We start from the raw sequence: 18,184 nt of genomic DNA, 5'->3' as shown, positions 1-18,184 counted from the left end.
GAAACCGGTGTTTCGGATAGCGTTTTCCGAAGGGGCCTGTAGCTCAATGGTTAGAGCCGGCGGCTCATAACCGCTTGGTTGGGAGTTCGAGTCTCTCCAGGCCCACCATTTTTCTTTTTTTATCAGATGGTTGTTGATTTTCTGTGCTGATCGCAGGGGTGCTGTCGCGCCTCACGCAGTATCGGTGAGAGCGCGTGGTGGGGATGAAAATCGTATCCCGCCATCTCATTCGCTGAAAGCAGCCCGGCTTGCCATTTGAAGCAAACCAGGCCGCAGGATCGGACATTAGTTGCAGACCCGCATGCTTTCGGTGTGCCAGCCGCCGTCATAGGAATTCGGAACCCGCCGGTCTTCAAACCAGCAGCGCGGCGGCGGCGGTGGCGGTTCGTAATAACGGGGGCCGCTATTATTGGCGATGGCGCCGCCGATCAGACCACCGATGACGCCTGCTGCGAGGCCTCCGGCAATGGCTGCGCCATCATTGTGGCGACGGTGTTCGCGATAGGGCGGTGGCGGCGGGCCGCCACGGTCGTAACCCCGATCGTAACGCGGACGGTAGGGATAGTCCTGCGCGCTGGCGCTGCCATAGGATGCGAAGATGCTGCCAGTGGCAACAAGCGCGGCAATCGTGGAAAGAATTATCTTTTTCATCGGGCTACTCCATAAGCCTGCTTCGGGAGATAGAGGCTCATTATGCCCGCATGATGGCACGGAACTGCTGAACGGCTTGTGAATGTTTCATTTTTACGGAGTTCATATTGTTCCGTTTTTTCGCAGAGCGGATCGTAGCCTGCGCTGATCTTCTGCAACGAAAAAAGCCCGGCGGATGGCCGGGCTTCGGGTCTACAAAACTCGATTGTGATCAGAACTTCACGCCGAGGCCCACCTTAACGGTGTGCTGGTCAAGGTCGGTATTGATGCCAAATATGTCCTTGTCGCCGTAATCGTTGTAACGATATTCCAGCCTGCCGAAGACATTGTCGGTGAAGGCGTAATCCAGACCTGCGCCGACGGTGTAGCCGTTGAAGGTGGCGCTATCCTTGCCGGCGCCGGGGGTGTCGATGAAACCGCGTGTGGCGGTCCAGCCGGCGGTGCCATAAAGCAGGGCGCGATCGAAGGCATAACCAACGCGGCCACGAACGGACCCTTGCCAGTCGGTGCCAATGTTCACACCCGCATAATCATTGTCATTCCAGTTATAGTCGACGTCACCCTCGATGCCGAGAACGAAATTATTGTCGAATTGGTAATTGTAACCGGCGAAGGCGCCGAGAATGCCGCCATCGAAATTATCCGAGCCTATGGGGGCACCGGCCGAAAAATCACCATTTGCCCAGCCCGCGCCACCTTGAATACCAAGATAAGGACCAGACCAGGTGAAGACCGGCAACGTTTCCTGTGCGACCGGAGGCGCCGGTGTTTCGTAGACGGCATCCGCGGCCATTGCGGTGCTGGCCGAAAGGGCCAGGAGCGACGTTACGATCAGCGTTTTCATCGTTTTCTCCCTGAGCTGACTGATATGTAGCATAGTTTAGTAACTTTTAATATGGGGTGGCTTTCGGCGGTGCCAAGGGGCGGCTTGTCGTCCCTGCCGGCTGGCCTACTTACCTCCACGCCGCGGCGTTTCGTTATGTCCCGCCATGCTGTTCTGATGCTGCGAACGTCTTCGGCGGCGTTTGGTTCCCTTCGCCGTTCTTTCTGAGGACGGCAATGCCAGCGCCACCTGTCACGCTTGGTTGTCTTGACACCGGGGGGAGCACCCATAGAGTTGTGGCTGACGGCTGCGATGCCGGTACTTCGCGCCATATGCTAGAGGCTTGAGCCGCCGTCGAGATAATACCCCAACGACCGCCTCGCGCGGCCGTTTGTGGCTGGAAGGGCATGGGAGGGCAGAAACGTATGGAGATTTATTTTAGCGGAGGAGGGGCGACGTGATTGTCGGAGCCGTTCTCAGCGCCATTCTTCTCCTCACCCTTATTGCATTTCCGCGGCATCTCAAACCAGTGGTCATCTGCCTGCTCCTGATATGGTCCGGCACGGCTACCTTTGTCATTTACGACTGGCGTCGCAGCAGCCAGCGGTTGGAGCATATCGTCGCGACTGCCGGGTTCGAGGCCGCCTGTCCGGATCCTGCACAGCCCATTCGCGTCAGCTTCCGCAATGATAACAATGTCGCGGTCCAGCGTCTGACCTACACGCTGGAGGGCTTCGAACCAGCCTTTCGAGCTTCCGTATCGTTCGATCCCTATCAGGTGAGCGAAAGGCGGATCGAAGCTGGCGAAACCTTCGCCGCCTGCCGGACATTTCGCCTGCGCAACAACGAGCGGGTGGAACCGCAAAGGCTGGAGTGGCGGGTTACCGTCATTTCCGCCGAATTTGATTGAAGAGATCACGCCGGTGCCGGCAATCACGGTATTTTGAGAATTTATGCTTGGGTCCAAAGGCCCTGCATTGCAACCGCTCCATGGGCCTGCCGTGCCCGGCTGCTTGCGAAGCGCACAGGCCGCCACGGGGCGTGACTTGTTTTCGCCGGTTTGCGGTGTCATCTGCCACACATTCGATTGATGTCGCGGGTTGATGTTTTGCGTATTTTTCTGAAGTTTTTGAAGATCACGGCCATTGGCCTCGTTGCCCTCCCGGTTTTGGCCGGCGCACATATGGGCATCGGCCAGCTGACGGGGAATTTTCACGAGGTCATCCCCGGCGAGCTTTATCGTTCGGCTCAGCCGAGTGGCAAGGACATCGCCGCTTACGCCAAGGCCTATGGCATCAAGACCATCATCAACCTGCGCGATGAAAAGCGTGAAGCCTGGTATGATACCGAAAGCAAGGCCGCGAAAAACAACGGCATCCGGCTGGTCGACTATCCGCTGAGCTCAAGCGAGAAAGTCTCGGTGGAAGATTCAGAAACGCTGGCGGCGGTGCTGCGCAACGCGGAAAAGCCTGTTCTCATCCATTGCGAACATGGGGCGAACCGCACCGGGCTTGCCTCTGCGATCTATGTTGCCGCCGTGGCAGGCAAGAGCGAGGCGGCCGCCGAGTTTCAACTTTCGCCCTATTACGGCCATGTGCCGATCCCCGGCATCGGGCGTTATGAAATGTATCAGTCCTGGGATGACTTCGAGGAAACAATCCGGTTTTGACTGTTGCTTTATCCTCGGCCCAATGCCGGGGATCTAACCGCGTTGCGTCCGGCCGATAGGCTGCAGATGCCCGGGACAAGCCCGAGCATGACAGTGGAGAAGTCTTCGAACGCCGTTGCGAACAACGCGCTTAATAAACCCCGCCGCTTTCCCCGATCACCCTTGTCAGGCTGCCCGTAGCCGGGAAAAGCGGGATGAGGCAGGCCTGGAGGGCGTGGTATATATCACCCTTGCCTGGGAACAGCGTGTGAGCGGGAACCAGATTTTCCGTCAGTTCCTCATGCCAGCCGCCATTTTCATGGTCGATGAAGCTGTTGGCGATCGTGCTCCAGATGCGGCGGTAGCTGTCTTCATAGAAAGGGTCCGCCGGCAGGTTTTCGTTGAGAAAATGGGCCGCACCCGCCGCTTCGCACATTGGCCACCAGAGCTTTGCCCGCTTGTCGGGAGTGTCGTTCCAGTCGAGCGTATAAAAGAAGCCGCCCTTTTCCCGATCCCAGCCAAGCGCCATGGACTGCACGAACAGCGATTTGGCGGCCACCGGCATCCAGTCGTGGCGGCGATCACCCAACACCCAAAGCTGGAGGAGGAGGCGCGCCCATTCCAGCCAATGGCCGGGGGTGGAGCCGGAGGGACGGAACATCTCGTTGCCGCGATAGTCCTTATCGAGTGTCCAGTTGTCGTCGAAATGCTCCGGAACCCGGAAATCCAGTTCACCGGCGCGACGGCGGATGAGAAGATCGGCGATGCGTTCGGCCTTGCCAAGGTAGTTTTTGTCGCCGGTCACCTCATAGGCGGCCATCAACGCTTCGGTCAGATGCATATTGGAATTCTGGCCGCGATAATTATCGATGGGCGACCAGTCGCGGTTGAATTCCTCGGCGATCGCGCCGTGTTTTTCTTCCCAGAAACGGGTTTCCAGCACTTCGGTAATATCGGCCAGCATCTGGTCGGCGAGCGGGTGGCCGACGGTCTTGGCGGAGGAGGCGGCCAGAAGCACGAAGGCATGGCCGTAACCCTGCTTGGTGGCGTCCACGGGGCCGGCATCGTTAACCTGCCAGAAATAGCCGCCATGCTCGCTGTCGCGATGCCTGTTCCAGAGATAGGTCATGCCGTGGTCGACAATATCGCCACAGCCCGGACGGCCGAGCAGATGGCCGATGGAGAAGCAATGCACCATGCGCGCGGAGGCATGGATGCCGCGCACGGGATCGTTTGCCTGCAACGGCGCGCCCTTGACATCGAGATCGAAGAAGCCGCCGGCAGGATTGAGCGCCCGGTACTGGAAGAAGTCGAAAAGCCCCTCGGCCTGTTTTACCAGCCACTGGCGGTGCCAGGGCAGGGTATTCCAGTTTCGGCTGTTGTGATCGTCCTCAGACATCGCGTCCTCCATGCGGTTTGCTGCTTCGGCTTATATCCTTGCCGTATAAGCCTGTCATCTGTCAGCGATATTTCGTAACGTGACGCAACGACGCAAAGCCATGCCTGTCCCTTGAAGATATATTGACATAAACATATCTTTATGTGACTTGACGACTTGCGATCTTGCAAATCGAAATGAGGAGTGTGCCCGTGTTTGACGATCTGTTTGGCCCTGAGGGGGCAAAGCGCGACGGCGCGGAAATTTTCAAGGCGCTGCGCGAAGCCGCCAGCGAGCGCATCCTCATTCTCGACGGCGCCATGGGCACGCAGATTCAGGGTCTTGGTTTTGACGAAGATCATTTTCGTGGTGACCGCTTCATCGGCTGCGCCTGTCACCAGAAAGGCAATAACGACCTTCTGATTCTGACCCAGCCGGACGCTATCGAAGACATCCACTATCGCTACGCCATGGCGGGTGCGGATATTCTCGAAACCAACACGTTTTCCTCGACCCGCATCGCGCAGGCCGATTACGAGATGGAAAATGCGGTCTATGACCTCAACCGCGAGGGTGCGCAGATCGTCCGCCGCGCCGCCCAGCGCGCCGAGCGGGAAGATGGCCGCCGCCGTTTCGTGGCCGGCGCCATCGGCCCGACCAACCGCACGGCCTCGATTTCGCCAGATGTCAACAATCCCGGTTACCGCGCCGTCAGCTTTGACGATCTGCGTATCGCTTATGGCGAGCAGATCGACGGCCTGATCGACGGCGGCGCCGATATCATCCTCATCGAGACGATCTTCGATACGCTGAACGCCAAGGCGGCGATCTTCGCCTGCGAGGAGCGTTTCGAGGCCAAGGGCATCCGCCTGCCGGTCATGATCTCGGGCACGATCACAGACCTATCTGGCCGCACGCTTTCCGGCCAGACGCCGTCTGCCTTCTGGAATTCGGTGCGCCACGCCAACCCCTTTACCATCGGCCTCAACTGTGCGCTCGGTGCGGATGCCATGCGTCCGCACCTGCAGGAGCTTTCAGACGTCGCCGACACCTTCGTCTGTGCCTATCCGAATGCAGGCCTGCCGAACGAGTTCGGACAGTATGACGAAACGCCTGAGATGATGGCGCGTCAGGTGCAGGGTTTCGCCCGCGACGGCCTCGTGAACATCGTTGGCGGTTGCTGCGGCTCGACGCCGGAGCATATCCGGGCGATTGCCGAGGCGGTCAAGGATTACAAGCCGCGCCCGATCCCCGAGCATAAGCCCTTCATGTCGCTTTCGGGCCTTGAGCCCTTCGTGCTGACCAAGGATATTCCTTTCGTCAACGTCGGCGAGCGCACCAACGTCACCGGCTCGGCCAAGTTCCGCAAGCTAATCACCGCCGGTGATTACACGGCGGCGCTGGCCGTTGCCCGCGATCAGGTGGAAAACGGCGCGCAGATCATCGACATCAACATGGATGAAGGCCTGATCGATTCCGAAAAGGCGATGGTGGAGTTTTTGAACCTCATCGCTGCCGAGCCCGACATCGCCCGCGTGCCTGTCATGATCGACTCGTCGAAGTTCGAGATCATCGAGGCCGGTCTGAAATGCGTTCAGGGCAAGTCGATCGTCAACTCGATTTCGCTGAAGGAAGGCGAGGAGAAGTTTCTCCAGCAGGCGCGGCTCGTCCACAATTACGGCGCGGCAGTCGTTGTCATGGCCTTTGACGAGGTGGGGCAGGCGGATACCTATCAGCGCAAGGTGGAAATCTGCGCGCGGGCCTACAAGCTGCTGACCGAAAAGGCCGGGCTGGCGCCTGAGGACATCATCTTCGATCCGAACGTCTTTGCTGTCGCGACCGGTATCGAGGAGCACAATAATTACGGCGTTGATTTCATCGAGGCCACCAAGACCATCCGCGAAACCATGCCGCTTACGCATATTTCCGGCGGCGTTTCCAACCTGTCCTTCTCCTTCCGCGGCAATGAACCGGTGCGCGAGGCGATGCATGCCGTGTTCCTGTATCACGCCATCCAGGTTGGCATGGATATGGGCATCGTCAACGCCGGTCAGCTTGCGGTTTATGACAATATCGACCCGGAGCTTCGCGAGGCCTGCGAGGACGTGGTGCTGAACCGCCGCGATGACGCGACCGAACGCCTGCTGGAGGTCGCGGAGCGTTTCCGGGGCACGGGCGCCAAGGATACCAAGGTTCAGGATCTTTCCTGGCGTGAACTGCCCGTCGAGAAAAGGCTGGAGCACGCGCTTGTCAACGGCATCACCGAATATATCGAGGCCGATACGGAAGAGGCGCGCCAGAAGGCGGAGCGTCCGCTGCACGTCATCGAAGGGCCGCTGATGGCCGGCATGAACGTGGTGGGCGACCTCTTCGGTTCGGGCAAGATGTTCCTGCCGCAGGTGGTGAAATCCGCCCGCGTGATGAAGCAGGCCGTGGCGGTGCTTCTTCCTTACATGGAAGAAGAAAAGCGCCTGAACGGCGGCGAAGAGAAGAAGGCGGCCGGCAAGGTGCTGATGGCGACCGTCAAGGGCGATGTGCACGATATCGGCAAGAACATCGTCGGTGTCGTTCTCGCCTGCAACAATTACGAGATCATCGATCTCGGCGTCATGGTGCCGACGACGAAAATCCTCGAAACGGCAATCGCCGAAAAGGTGGATGTGATCGGCCTTTCCGGCCTCATTACCCCGTCGCTGGACGAGATGGTGCATGTGGCCGCAGAAATGGAACGGCAGGGTTTCGACATCCCGCTGCTAATCGGTGGTGCGACGACGAGCCGTGTGCATACGGCGGTAAAAATTCATCCGCGGTATGAGCAGGGGCAGGCGATCTATGTGACCGACGCCTCGCGCGCCGTGGGCGTCGTGTCGGCGCTTCTCTCCGCCGAGCAGAAGCCGGCTTATATCGACGGTATTCGCAGCGAATATGCCAAGGTGGCAGAGGCTCACGCCCGCAACGAGCGTGAGAAGCAGCGCCTGCCGCTTTCCCGCGCCCGCGAGAATGCGCACAAGATTGACTGGTCGAGCTATAGCGCCGTCAAGCCACAATTCTTCGGCACAAAGGTATTCGAGACCTATGATCTGGAAGAGCTTTCTCGCTATATTGACTGGACGCCGTTTTTCCAGACCTGGGAATTGAAGGGCCGCTTCCCCGCGATTCTCGATGACGAGAAGCAGGGCGAGGCGGCGCGTCAGCTCTATAGCGATGCGCAGGCGATGCTGAAGAAGATCATTGAGGAGAACTGGTTCCGGCCGCGCGCGGTGATCGGCTTCTGGCCGGCCAATGCGGTTGGCGACGATATCAGGCTGTTTACCGATGAGAGCCGCAATGAAGAGCTGGCGACCTTCTTCACGCTTCGCCAGCAGCTTTCCAAGCGAGACGGACGCCCCAACGTGGCGCTCTCCGATTTCGTCGCACCCGTCGATAGCGGTGTTGCCGATTATGTCGGCGGCTTCGTGGTAACGGCGGGTATCGAAGAAGTGGCGATTGCCGAGCGTTTCGAGCGGGCGAATGACGATTATTCGTCCATCCTCGTCAAGGCGCTGGCCGATCGTTTCGCGGAAGCCTTTGCCGAGCGCATGCATGAGCGGGTGCGCAAGGAGTTCTGGGGTTATGCACCGGACGAGGCTTTTGCCGGCGACGAACTGATCTCGGAAGCCTATGCGGGCATTCGCCCCGCGCCTGGTTATCCGGCCCAGCCCGACCATACCGAAAAGAAAACTCTGTTTGCCCTACTGGATGCCACCAATGCGGCGGGTGTGGAACTGACGGAAAGCTACGCCATGTGGCCGGGCTCTTCCGTGTCGGGCATCTATATCGGCCACCCCGAAAGCTATTATTTCGGCGTTGCCAAGGTGGAGCGTGATCAGGTGCTGGATTATGCGCGCCGCAAGGATATGCCGGTTGAGGAAGTGGAGCGCTGGCTCGGTCCGGTGCTCAACTACGTGCCGACGAACGGCGAGGAGAAAATCGATAGCGCGGCCTGATGGTTCACGCATTGCCGGGACAAATAAAAAGCGCGGGTCTTGCCCGCGCTTTTTTGTTTACTGTGGAACCTACGACCGCAATGCCGCCAGTTCCTCAATGCCGACATGGCTCTCTATCTCGCTGCCGCGCAGATAGAGGTAGAGACCGATCGCGAAGGCGAGGACAGCGATGAAGACCAGATACCAGGCGTGGGCCATGGGGTTGATCGCAAGCGCCGTCGTCACGCCGATCGGCGTCAGCCCGCCGAAGACGGCATAAGAGACGTTGTAGGCGAAGGAGAGGCCGGAAAAACGGACGGATGCCGGAAACGCCCGCACCATGACATAGGGCACCGCACCGGCCATGCCGACCGAAAGGCCCATGACGCCGTAAAGCAAGAACATGGTCTGAAGCGAGGTGCCGGCGTAGCTGTAGAAGGTGAAGGTGGCGATACCGAAGAAGATGCTGGCGCCCATGAAGAAGAGGCCGGAGCCGATACGGTCGATCAGCGCCCCGGCAATGATGACGCCGAAGATCAGGAACAGCGTGCCGAAGCTGGTGCCGGCGAGCGCCTGCGTTGGCGTATAGCCGTAGAGCTTTTGCAGGAAGGTCGCCGTCATCAGCGTGGTGACGACGATTGCCGCTGACAGAACCCAGGTCAGCAGGGCGGAGATGATCACGCCGCGCATATGGTGCTTCAGCACCAGCCCGAGCGGCAGCTTGTCCGTCAGTGACTTCGACTTCTTCATTTCCATGAAGATTGGCGTCTCTTCCAGCCAGCGGCGCAGATAAACGGCGATGAGGCCGAAAATGCCGCCGAGCAGGAAGGGGATGCGCCAGGCGTAACCGGCCACGTCTTCCGGCGTGAAAAGCGAATTGATGGCAAAGGCGATCAACGAGCCCAGCATGATGCCAAAGGAAAGACCGGAGGTGAGGAAACCACAGGCAAGCCCGACGCGGCGGAAGGGCACGTGTTCGGCAACGAAGGTCCAGGCGCCGGGCACTTCACCGCCGATGGCGGCACCCTGCAGCATGCGCAGGATGATGAGCAGGATGGGAGCGGCCACGCCAATGGTGGCGTAGGTCGGCATCAGTGCCATGCTCAGCGTGGAAAGAGCCATCAAGAGGATTGAGAAAGCGAAGACACGCTTGCGGCCGTAACGGTCGCCATAATGCGCCAGTACGATACCGCCGAGCGGCCGCACCAGATAACCGGCGGCAAAGATGCCGAAGGTCTGGATCATCACCAGCCAATCCGGCATCTCAGGCGGGAAGAACAGATGGCCGATCACGGTCGCGAAAAATACGAAAATGATGAAGTCGTAAAATTCGAGCGCACCGCCCAGGGCCGAAAGGCCGAGCGTTTTGTAATCCTGGCTATTGAGGGGCCGGGCTGCCGCCGGTGTGGTGGTGGGAGACATGAGGCTGCTTCTTTTCTAAATTTCGTATTACTTATGGGAATGCGGCAAGAGCAGCGCGATTTCAAGCCTTATGCTGTTCAATCACTCAGGTATTTCGATGGGCTGTCGAGAAAGCGCCGCAGGAAGATTATGGTCTCCAACTCGTCATAAAGACGTTCGGTGATGCCATCCTCGTCGAAATGATAAATCGTTGCCTCTGGAATGGCCAGAAGGACGGGCGAATGGGTGGCGATGATCAATTGCCCGCCTCGATCGGCCGCATGGCGGATGAGCGCGGCGAGTTCGAGCTGTTTCTGCATTGAAAGCGGGCTTTCCGGTTCATCCAGAAAATAAAGACCGGCACCGTGCAACCTCTGCTGCATGATGTCCATAAACCCTTCGCCGTGGGAACGGCGGTCGAGTATATTGTTCCTGACGATCCTGCGAAATGTCTCGGGCGTTTCCTCTGGAAAATCCTCGCCTTTTTTCAGTGCCTTTTCCCGCTCCCAGCGAAAATCGTCCAGCGCTTCCTCATTCTGGCGGCGGATATAACCAAGCACGTCTTCGGCGCGCAGAAACATGCGGATTTTCGGATATTTCTTGCGGGCGAAATAGAACGACTTCGCTACGGTCTCGGCGTGCTGAAGGTAAAGGTCGCCGGTTACCTGACCGTGATTGCCGATGGCATAGGCAGTCATTCCCGCCGCCAGTCCTTCCAGCAGTGTTGATTTGCCCGAACCGTTATTGCCGGCGAAAAAGGTGATCGGCGTCTTGAACTCGAGGCGTTCCAGATGGCGCAGCGCCGGAACCGAGAAAGGATATTCATCCCGTCCGCCCGGGGTTTCTTTCATGGTTACGCTATCGAGAAACAGCATGTCGCGTTCCTTGTATCTCACCGTCATGTTCGCCGACGTTGCGCTCTGTCGCATCATCGCGGCGCTATGCTCAAAGCAATTGCGTGTGATTGCGGCTTAACGTGGGGCGCTGTTCGCACCAATGGTTTATAGCGTTGGCAGAGATACGTCATGTCGCATCGTTAGAAGTCCATTTTATTATAATTTAGTGTGTCTAATTCTAAGTAATAAATCGATCTACATTAGATATATAAAATATATATATTAAATTTAAGATGTTATCGCAAGTATATACTTCAAATTAATTCGGTAATGCCAGTTGTCATCATTCTCGTTGTTTTTGGAGAGAGTGAATGAAGCATATTGCGCTTTTTTCGGTCGCGTTTCTATTTTCCGCGATATTCGTGAGCGAAGCTGAGGCGCGGAAGTCCCGGTTTTTTGTCATCCCCGGATTCGGCGGCGGCGAGACCATCGATCTTGTTTATGATCTGCCGGACAGAGAGCCTTTTCTTCGCGACGGGGAAGCATTCGACATTGGTTATCTCAACAGCGGGGATAGGAGCGGTTATGTGCTGTATCGTGGCGAGCGTTACAGCAGGCTCAGCGATGCGGACATCGCTAGGCTGAAGGCGACGCTAGGTTTTGATCCGACGACAAAAGACCGCATGGAGCGGGCGGCGAGGGCCAGCGACGCGCCCTGGAACCTCGTGATTATCATAGCGGTCGCAATTGTTGGTATCTTCGTGCTTGTTCACAAGGGCATGCAGCTAGTGCGGTGGATTTCGCGACTGGCGACGATCTCCGCAGCTGCGGGAAGTAAGCGGCAGGAGGAGGAGGACACCCCCGACCCGCTGGAGGTCCGCAAGAAACAGCTGGTAAACCGTCAGTGGAGCGATAGCCAGACGGATCACGCGGCGCGTGGACCGACAGCATCGTCGGTCCACGCGTCTGCCCCGGGAGCCGCTCCGGTCCGGACATTCGGACGCAGGAGCGCCTGATCGGTGCGAAATCCTTAAACCTCAGACGGTCTCAGTAGCCTGCACTATTCGAACCGGTCGATGATGCTGATGCCGCTTTCCCTGAAGCTGTCCATGGCGGGCAGGGCGGTTGCGGCCTCGGAAAGCGTGATGTGGCGGCCGATCAGCTTTTCCGGCGCGAGCCTGCCGCTTTCGATCATCGCCAGCATGTCCTCATAACGCCACGCCTGCATGCCGTGGCTACCATAGATCTCCAGCTCATGCGCGATCACCCGCGCCATGGGAATGGCGGGCATGGCGTGGTCGGCGAGCATGAGCCCCACCTGCACATGGCGGCCGCGCCGGCGCAGGTTGCTGATGGAGTTGCAGCAGGTCTGCGGGTGGCCGAGCGCATCAACAGAGACATGTGCACCGCCACCCGTCACCTCGCGAACCGCCTCGGCAACATCGGCAACCGCGCGGCTGTTGATGGTGGCGGTCGCGCCGAGCTGCCGCGCAAGTTCGAGCTTGTCTTCGGCAACGTCGATGGCGACGACCTGCGCGCCGAGGCCGGCGCCGATCATAATGGCAGACAGGCCGACGCCGCCGCAGCCATGCACCGCCAGCCATTCACCGCCCTTCAGGCGTCCCTGATCGGTCACTGCCCGGAAGGAGGTGGCAAACCGGCAGCCGAGGCCGGCCGCCGTTGCGTAGCTCATCGTATCCGGCAGATGCACGAGGTTCTGATCGGCGTAATCGATCGCGACATACTCGGCGAAGGAGCCCCAATGGGTGAAGCCGGGCTGGAACTGCGCCTCACAGACCTGCTGGTTGCCGGAGCGGCATTCATGGCAATGACCGCAGCCTGAGACGAAGGGAACGGTAACGCGATCACCGGTTTTGAAACGGGTGACGTTCTTGCCGACAGCGGCAATCACCCCGGCGAATTCGTGGCCGGGAACATGCGGCAGGCGGATATCCGGGTCATGTCCCATCCAACCGTGCCAATCGCTTCGGCAAAGGCCGGTGGCCTTTACCTCGATGACCACACCGCCATCTGTCGGTTCCGGATCCGGCAGGGACGCGACAACGGGGGTCTCACCGAATCGTTCGTAATAAAGCGCGCGCATCATGGCCTCACATCGTTGGTATGCAGGTTTGAAGTCATACCTGCTCTACCATCTGCCGCAAATGGGCGAAGCGGTTTTGCGTCTGGAAAAGCGTTTTAGTCCTTGATGAGCATCAGGTCACCGGCTGCGAATTTCAGCGTGACCTGCTCACCGACGGCGGGCGGCGCTGTGCCGGGATCGTTGAACATGTCGAATGACAGCGTGGATCCGCCGAGATCGAGGCGGGTGCGGATGACCGAGCCGAGGAACTGGCTGGAGGTGACCGTGCCGGAAATGGCGACATCGCCTTTCGCGTCGCTGCCGAGCGAACCCGCTTCAGGGCGCAGGGCAAGGGTGATTTTTTCGCCGTTTGCCGCATTGACCGGCTTTTGCAGGGTGATTTTCTGCTCCCCGACCTGGATGGTGTTGGATGAGGAGTCCGCCACGATCGCGTCGATGAGGTTCAGCGTGCCCACGAAGGAAGCGACGAAGCGGGTCGCGGGCGTGTTGTAGATATCAAAGGGCGAGCCGATCTGGTCGGCGCGGCCGGCATTCATGACGACGATGCGGTCGGAAATCGACAGGGCCTCTTCCTGATCGTGGGTCACGAAAATGGTGGTGATGCCGAGTTTCTGCTGAATCTGACGGATTTCCTCGCGCAGCGAAACACGGATCTTGGCGTCCAGTGCCGAGAGCGGTTCGTCCAGCAAAAGCACTTCCGGCTTCGGCGCGAGCGCACGGGCCAACGCCACGCGTTGCTGTTGGCCACCCGACATCTGGTAGGGATAACGGTCAGCCAGATGCTCCAGGTGGATGAGCTGGAGCATTTCTTTCACGCGCGCGTCGATTTCGGCTTTCGGTTTGCCAGCGACTTTCAGGCCGAAGGCGACGTTTTCATAGACATTCATGTTCGGGAACAGGGCATAAGCCTGGAACACCATGCCAATATTGCGCTGGTTGGGCCGGAGCGTTGTCTGGTCCTTGCCATTGATGACGATCGAGCCTCCGGTCGGGATTTCGAACCCGGCGATCATGCGCAGTACCGTGGTCTTGCCGCAGCCCGATGGCCCGAGGAAGGAGACGAACTCGCCCTTTTCGATGGCCATGTTGAAATCATGTACGACCTGGACGGAGCCGAAGGATTTCTTGATGTTGCTAAGTGTCAAAAAGCTCATGAAATATTGTCCTCAGGCCTTGGGAGGCGCGCCCTTCTGGTAGCGTGAAACGAGTTGGATCAGGCCGAGGCAACCCCAGGTGATGCCGAAGGAAATCACGGCAAGCGCGGCTGGTTCATAGGCGCGGTTGGCACCCAGCAGCTGCATGTAGGGGCCGAAGGCCGGGCGGTTCAAAAGGGCTGCCATGGTGAATTCACCGATGACGATGGCAAAGGTCAGGAAGGCGCCCGACAGCACGGCGACCAGAACATTGGGCAGGATGATGCGCGAGAGGATGGTCGTCCAGCCCGCGCCAAGGCTCTGCGCCGCTTCCGTCAGTGTCGCCACGTCGATGGTTCTGAGGCCGGTATCGACGGCGCGGTACATATAGGGCAGGGCGAGCGTGGCATAACCGAACATCAGAAGCAGGTTGGTGCCGAAGCTCGTGCCGGTCAGCGGCAGCCAGCTGGAGGTGTTGTAAAGCCTGATATAACCGAAGACGATGACGATGGCCGGGATGACCAGCGGCAGAAGCGTGATGAATTCGATATAGGGGCGCAGGCCCGGCAGTTTCAGACGCACCCAATAGGCGGTCGGTACCACCAGCAGGACGCCGAAAATGATGGTGAACAGCGCCATGACGACGGAATAGCTGAAGGTTTCCTGGAAGCGCGGGTCGCCCAGCACCTTGGCATAAGCGTCGAAAGAATATTCGCCGCGCCGCATTTTCAGCGAGAAATTGGTCATGCCGATCAGCGGCAGGGCGAAATAGAGCAGGCCGAAAATCAGCGCGCCCCAGGCGAAGAAACGCTTCATTTCAGCCACCTTTCGCTGCGGGCGCGCAGCCAGATATAAAGTGCATTGGCAATGCCTGTCACGACGATCATGCCGAAGGCGAGCGCGTAACCGAGATGCGGATTGCCGAGAACGTCGCCGCGAATCTGCGCGAAGAGCAGGATCGGTACGATGTTGAGCGAGGAGCCGGTGAGCGCAATTGCGGTGGCCACTGCGCCGAAGGCATTGGCAAACAGCAGCGACATGGTGCCGAGCAGCGACGGCAGCAAGATCGGAAAGGCCACCATGCGCCAATATTGAAAGCCGGTGGCTCCGAGAATTTCCGCCGCTTCGCGCCATTCGCGCTTCAGGCCGTCAAGCGCGGGCGTGATGATGAGGATCATCAGCGGAATCTGGAAGAACAGATAGGTGACGGTGAGACCCCAGAAGGACAGGATGTTGAAGCCGAGCATCCTGAGATCGATGCCGACCTGCGTCTTCAGGAAGACGGTCAGGAGGCCGACCGGGCCAAGCGTGGCGATGAAGGCGAAGGCAAGCGGTACCCCGGCGAATTGCGAGGCGACGCCTGAAAAGGTGAGAAGCGGTCCGCGGATACGCTGCGGCAGACCACCGAGCACTACGGCCGCGGCGACGGCAAAGCCGATCAGGCAGCCGAGCGCTGCAGAAGCGAGGCTGATCTTTATCGAGATCCAGTAGGCCGAAAGGATGGATGCGGTAAAAAGCCCTGCAATGTTTTCAAGCGTGAAAGTTCCGTCTGTCCGCTGGAACGCGCCAACGACGATCTTCATCGTCGGCATAATCAGAAACAGCAGCACAAAAACGGCAAAAGGTACGACGCCTATCCAATGCAGCGGCAGCTTTCTGCGCGCGTCGGATGGTCCGCCGGTGTTGGTTGATGGCATCCTTGTCCCCAAACGCCGTTTTCAAACGGTCTGTCTATAAAGGTCTATATTATAAAAGAAGCACCCCGGCTTTGATCGGCCGGGGTGCGTTTTCAACAATTTACTTCACGTTCGCGCCGACAACGCTATCCCAGCCGCCAGTGACGGCCGCCTTGTTGGCATCGACTTCCTCGAGCGTCGGGAAGATCGCCTTTTCATAGGCTGCTGCCGGCGGCAGGCTGTCGATCAGGTCCTGCGGAACCTTGCCGGCCTTGACCATGGCGTTGAAGCGGATCGGGTGGCAATAACCCTTCAGCCAGCCGAGCTGACCGTCGTCGGAGTAGAGGTGCTCCATCCACAGCTTGGCAGCATTCGGATGCGGGGCGTAAGCGGAAATGCCCTGCACGTAAACACCGGCGAGAACGCCCTTCTCGGGAACGACGACTTCCGTCGGCGGGTTGTCGTTCAGCGTCTTCTTCCAGGACAGCGCATTATAGTCCCAGGCAACGATAATCGGCGTGGCACCCTGTGCAAGTGTACCAGCCTTGCCAATAGTCGGCAGGAAGTTGCCAGCCTTGTTGAGGTCGGCGAAATATTTCAGGCCGGCTTCACCGGCTTCCTTGCCGGATTTTGCTCCGGTTGAAAGACCGGCGGCGAGAACACCGAGGATCGCCTGGTTGGAGGCGCGCGGGTCACCCGCAAGCGCGACCTGACCGGAATAGTCAGCCTTCAGAAGGTCTGCCCAGTCCTTCGGCGTTTCCTTGACAAGATCCTTGTTCACGAAGAACGACATGACGCCGTAATAGTCGCCATACCAGTAACCTTCAGGATCCTTGACGTTGTCAGGAATTTCGTCCCAGGTGGAGACCTTGTAGGGCTGCAGCAGGCCTTCGGCCTTCATCTGCGGGCCGAAAGCAAGACCGACGTCAATGACGTCAGGCGCCTGCGGGCCCTTATTGTCCTTGTTTGCCTTAACTGCTTCGACTTCGTCGGCGGAGCCGGCGTCGGGGTTCAGTTCATTGACGGTGATTTCCGGATATTTCGCCTTGAAGGCGGCGATCACGTCGCCGTAACCACACCAGTCGTGCGGCAGGGCGATGGTGGTCAGCATGCCTTCCTTCTTGGCGGCGGCGATCAGTTCGGCGCTCGGCTCAGCGACGGCAATAGCGGTGGAGGCGATGACCAGTGCGGTGGTTGTAGCAAGCAGTCGGCGGCAGTGAGAGATCACTTTTTTCTCCTCTTCGTGTTCTCATATTGCGGACGCTGATACGGATTCTCGATGAAGCTAATGTGACGGCTGGATGGCAATTCATTTATCCGGATTCCGCCACTTTAAACCCATTTTCCGCCATTATCGGGCTTTTTGCCAGCAATTGCGCGAGTTGACCGTTTTTGTCCGTTAGACCAGATGCGTTCCCCAGCTTGGTTTTTCCCCTGCTTTATCGTGCTGGTAGCGATCGCAGGTATCCAATCAGCGTGCGGCATCGGCGTCAAGTCGTATGCCGGCTACGCATATTCACGTTCTATCAGGGCGTCGGAACAGGCGTGTCTGTTCAAACAGGCCCTCCAGTGCGTTCATGCGTTCCTTGGTTTCGTCCCACGTGCCGCTCTGCACCGCTTCGATCAGCGCCTCGACGACAAAAAGCGTAACGACAGACGAATCCCACGCGGACGGGGCCTCTATTTTGACCCGGAAAATATGCAGCGCATGACGCGCCACCGGCGATGTCCACTGGTCGGTAAAGAGGATGATCTGCACCCCATTTGCCTTGGCCACCTCTGCCAGCGTCGTCATATCGTGCTCGTAACGGCGGATGTCGAAAATGACGAGCACATCGCCGGCGCTCATATTCAGCATATATTGCGGCCAGGCGCTGGAGTTGGACGACATCAGCGTTGTCTTCGGCCGTATCACCTGCATGTGGGTGAAGAAATATTCGGCAATCGCACCGGTGATGCGCCCGCCGACGAAGTAGATGCTGCGCTTGCGGTCGGAAAGCAGCGCGGCGGCATTGTCGAAGACGGCGGTATCGAGATCCCCAAGCGTATCGCGCAGATTGCCGGTAATGGCGTCGGCGAAACGGTTGAGAATGTGCAGGCCCGGCGCATTGGTTGCCCAGCGGTCATGTTTGGCCACCGGACCGGAGATCGTCGCTTCCAGCTCCTGGTGCAGATGCGCCTGAAATTCGGGGTAGCCCTTATAGCCGAGCTTCTGCACCATCCGCGCCACTGTCGGGGTGGAAACACCGGCATTTTCGGCAATCGTGGTGATGCTGCCGAGGCCGGACACCGGATAATTGCCGAGCAAGCTTTCTGCCAGCCGTTTTTCGGAACGTGTCAGCGCGTCGTAATGGGCATGGATGACGTCCGACACGGTGGCCGCGGTGTTGCGCAAATCTTTCCCCTTCCGGTCTTTCTGCCGGTGTGTGCGCTAAAATAAACATCTCTGCCCGTGATTGAGTCAATGGAAAAATGAAGAGAAAATTTCAAAATTCCATTTGACACCCGCCATAATGTGAAGAATTCTTTTCGCCGTTAGGGAAGACGGTTTTCCGGGTGGGGTACGTGC

Annotated in this window: 15 protein-coding genes and 1 tRNA gene; 5 read left to right on the top strand and 11 right to left on the bottom strand. The window is 58.6% G+C overall.

Going from position 1 to position 18,184, the window contains the following annotated elements; all coding sequences use genetic code 11:
- The first annotated feature begins 32 nt into the window (after nt 1–32).
- A tRNA-Ile gene (locus ACZ47E_RS08935) sits at nt 33–108 on the top strand.
- Between the two features lie 177 nt (nt 109–285).
- Here ACZ47E_RS08935 and ACZ47E_RS08930 read toward each other — a convergent pair.
- Both ACZ47E_RS08930 and ACZ47E_RS08925 read right to left on the bottom strand, forming a co-directional pair.
- On the bottom strand, nt 286–651 hold the full coding sequence (locus ACZ47E_RS08930; RefSeq protein ID WP_004442874.1) for a hypothetical protein: 366 nt from the start codon (nt 649–651) through the stop codon (nt 286–288).
- A 211-nt stretch (nt 652–862) separates the two neighbouring features.
- Complete coding sequence (locus tag ACZ47E_RS08925) at nt 863–1,495, bottom strand: outer membrane protein (RefSeq protein ID WP_022556638.1); 633 nt, start codon at nt 1,493–1,495, stop codon at nt 863–865.
- A 436-nt stretch (nt 1,496–1,931) separates the two neighbouring features.
- On the opposite strand from ACZ47E_RS08925, the gene ACZ47E_RS08920 reads away from it, so the two are divergent.
- Complete coding sequence (locus ACZ47E_RS08920) at nt 1,932–2,384, top strand: hypothetical protein (protein WP_464016840.1); 453 nt, start codon at nt 1,932–1,934, stop codon at nt 2,382–2,384.
- Nucleotides 2,385–2,582: 198 nt separating this feature from the next.
- Nucleotides 2,583–3,143 (top strand): dual specificity protein phosphatase family protein, encoded by a 561-nt coding sequence (locus ACZ47E_RS08915; RefSeq protein ID WP_112554333.1) that lies wholly within the window; start codon nt 2,583–2,585, stop codon nt 3,141–3,143.
- A 130-nt stretch (nt 3,144–3,273) separates the two neighbouring features.
- Here ACZ47E_RS08915 and ACZ47E_RS08910 read toward each other — a convergent pair whose 3' ends face one another.
- Complete coding sequence (locus ACZ47E_RS08910; protein WP_278066903.1) at nt 3,274–4,533, bottom strand: AGE family epimerase/isomerase; 1,260 nt, start codon at nt 4,531–4,533, stop codon at nt 3,274–3,276.
- A 179-nt stretch (nt 4,534–4,712) separates the two neighbouring features.
- Between ACZ47E_RS08910 and metH the strand changes: the two genes are divergently transcribed.
- A complete protein-coding gene (gene metH / locus ACZ47E_RS08905; protein ID WP_278066902.1) occupies nt 4,713–8,486 on the top strand; it encodes a methionine synthase in 3,774 nt (1,257 codons plus the stop codon).
- Between the two features lie 69 nt (nt 8,487–8,555).
- Here the strand turns inward: metH and ACZ47E_RS08900 are convergent, their stop codons facing one another.
- Together ACZ47E_RS08900 and ACZ47E_RS08895 are read right to left on the bottom strand one after the other, a co-directional pair.
- Nucleotides 8,556–9,887, bottom strand: a complete 1,332-nt coding sequence (locus ACZ47E_RS08900) for an MFS transporter (protein WP_464016839.1) — start codon at nt 9,885–9,887, stop codon at nt 8,556–8,558.
- A 77-nt stretch (nt 9,888–9,964) separates the two neighbouring features.
- A complete protein-coding gene (locus tag ACZ47E_RS08895) occupies nt 9,965–10,741 on the bottom strand; it encodes an AAA family ATPase (protein ID WP_278066901.1) in 777 nt (258 codons plus the stop codon).
- Between the two features lie 332 nt (nt 10,742–11,073).
- Between ACZ47E_RS08895 and ACZ47E_RS08890 the strand changes: the two genes are divergently transcribed.
- The gene (locus tag ACZ47E_RS08890) at nt 11,074–11,718 is read left to right on the top strand and encodes a hypothetical protein (protein WP_107339230.1); all 645 of its coding nucleotides are present in this window, start codon (nt 11,074–11,076) and stop codon (nt 11,716–11,718) included.
- A 44-nt stretch (nt 11,719–11,762) separates the two neighbouring features.
- Here the strand turns inward: ACZ47E_RS08890 and ACZ47E_RS08885 are convergent, their stop codons facing one another.
- The 6 genes from ACZ47E_RS08885 to ACZ47E_RS08860 all read right to left on the bottom strand — a co-directional run bounded on the left by ACZ47E_RS08885 (nt 11,763) and on the right by ACZ47E_RS08860 (nt 18,010).
- A complete protein-coding gene (locus tag ACZ47E_RS08885) occupies nt 11,763–12,806 on the bottom strand; it encodes a zinc-dependent alcohol dehydrogenase family protein (RefSeq protein ID WP_107339231.1) in 1,044 nt (347 codons plus the stop codon).
- Nucleotides 12,807–12,901: 95 nt separating this feature from the next.
- Complete coding sequence (locus ACZ47E_RS08880) at nt 12,902–13,960, bottom strand: ABC transporter ATP-binding protein (protein WP_278066900.1); 1,059 nt, start codon at nt 13,958–13,960, stop codon at nt 12,902–12,904.
- A 12-nt stretch (nt 13,961–13,972) separates the two neighbouring features.
- Nucleotides 13,973–14,755, bottom strand: a complete 783-nt coding sequence (locus ACZ47E_RS08875) for an ABC transporter permease (protein ID WP_004442862.1) — start codon at nt 14,753–14,755, stop codon at nt 13,973–13,975.
- Complete coding sequence (locus tag ACZ47E_RS08870; protein WP_037089843.1) at nt 14,752–15,636, bottom strand: ABC transporter permease; 885 nt, start codon at nt 15,634–15,636, stop codon at nt 14,752–14,754. Before ACZ47E_RS08870 ends, ACZ47E_RS08875 begins: the two co-directional genes overlap by 4 nt.
- A gap of 100 nt (nt 15,637–15,736) precedes the next feature.
- A complete protein-coding gene (locus ACZ47E_RS08865) occupies nt 15,737–16,843 on the bottom strand; it encodes an ABC transporter substrate-binding protein (RefSeq protein ID WP_278066899.1) in 1,107 nt (368 codons plus the stop codon).
- A 288-nt stretch (nt 16,844–17,131) separates the two neighbouring features.
- Nucleotides 17,132–18,010 carry a MurR/RpiR family transcriptional regulator gene (locus ACZ47E_RS08860; protein ID WP_004442858.1) on the bottom strand — a complete coding sequence of 293 codons (879 nt, stop codon included), beginning with the start codon at nt 18,008–18,010 and terminating at the stop codon, nt 17,132–17,134.
- Nucleotides 18,011–18,184 lie beyond the last annotated feature (174 nt).

The organism is Agrobacterium sp. 5Ca39, from assembly GCF_055382365.1.
The sequence above is the reverse complement of the archived record's forward strand: the minus strand, read 5'-3'. Positions and strand labels throughout refer to the sequence as shown.

Bases quoted from the DNA above. Each gene is read 5' to 3' on its own strand.
- ACZ47E_RS08925 (WP_022556638.1), bottom strand. From the start codon at position 1,495: ATGAAAACGCTGATCGTAACGTCGCTCCTGGCCCTTTCGGCCAGCACC.
- ACZ47E_RS08895 (WP_278066901.1), bottom strand. From the start codon at position 10,741: ATGCTGTTTCTCGATAGCGTAACCATGAAAGAAACCCCGGGCGGACGG.
- ACZ47E_RS08875 (WP_004442862.1), bottom strand. From the start codon at position 14,755: ATGAAGCGTTTCTTCGCCTGGGGCGCGCTGATTTTCGGCCTGCTCTAT.
- ACZ47E_RS08885 (WP_107339231.1), bottom strand. From the start codon at position 12,806: ATGCGCGCGCTTTATTACGAACGATTCGGTGAGACCCCCGTTGTCGCG.
- ACZ47E_RS08890 (WP_107339230.1), top strand. From the start codon at position 11,074: ATGAAGCATATTGCGCTTTTTTCGGTCGCGTTTCTATTTTCCGCGATA.
- ACZ47E_RS08930 (WP_004442874.1), bottom strand. From the start codon at position 651: ATGAAAAAGATAATTCTTTCCACGATTGCCGCGCTTGTTGCCACTGGC.
- ACZ47E_RS08910 (WP_278066903.1), bottom strand. From the start codon at position 4,533: ATGGAGGACGCGATGTCTGAGGACGATCACAACAGCCGAAACTGGAAT.
- ACZ47E_RS08880 (WP_278066900.1), bottom strand. From the start codon at position 13,960: ATGAGCTTTTTGACACTTAGCAACATCAAGAAATCCTTCGGCTCCGTC.
- ACZ47E_RS08900 (WP_464016839.1), bottom strand. From the start codon at position 9,887: ATGTCTCCCACCACCACACCGGCGGCAGCCCGGCCCCTCAATAGCCAG.
- ACZ47E_RS08870 (WP_037089843.1), bottom strand. From the start codon at position 15,636: ATGCCATCAACCAACACCGGCGGACCATCCGACGCGCGCAGAAAGCTG.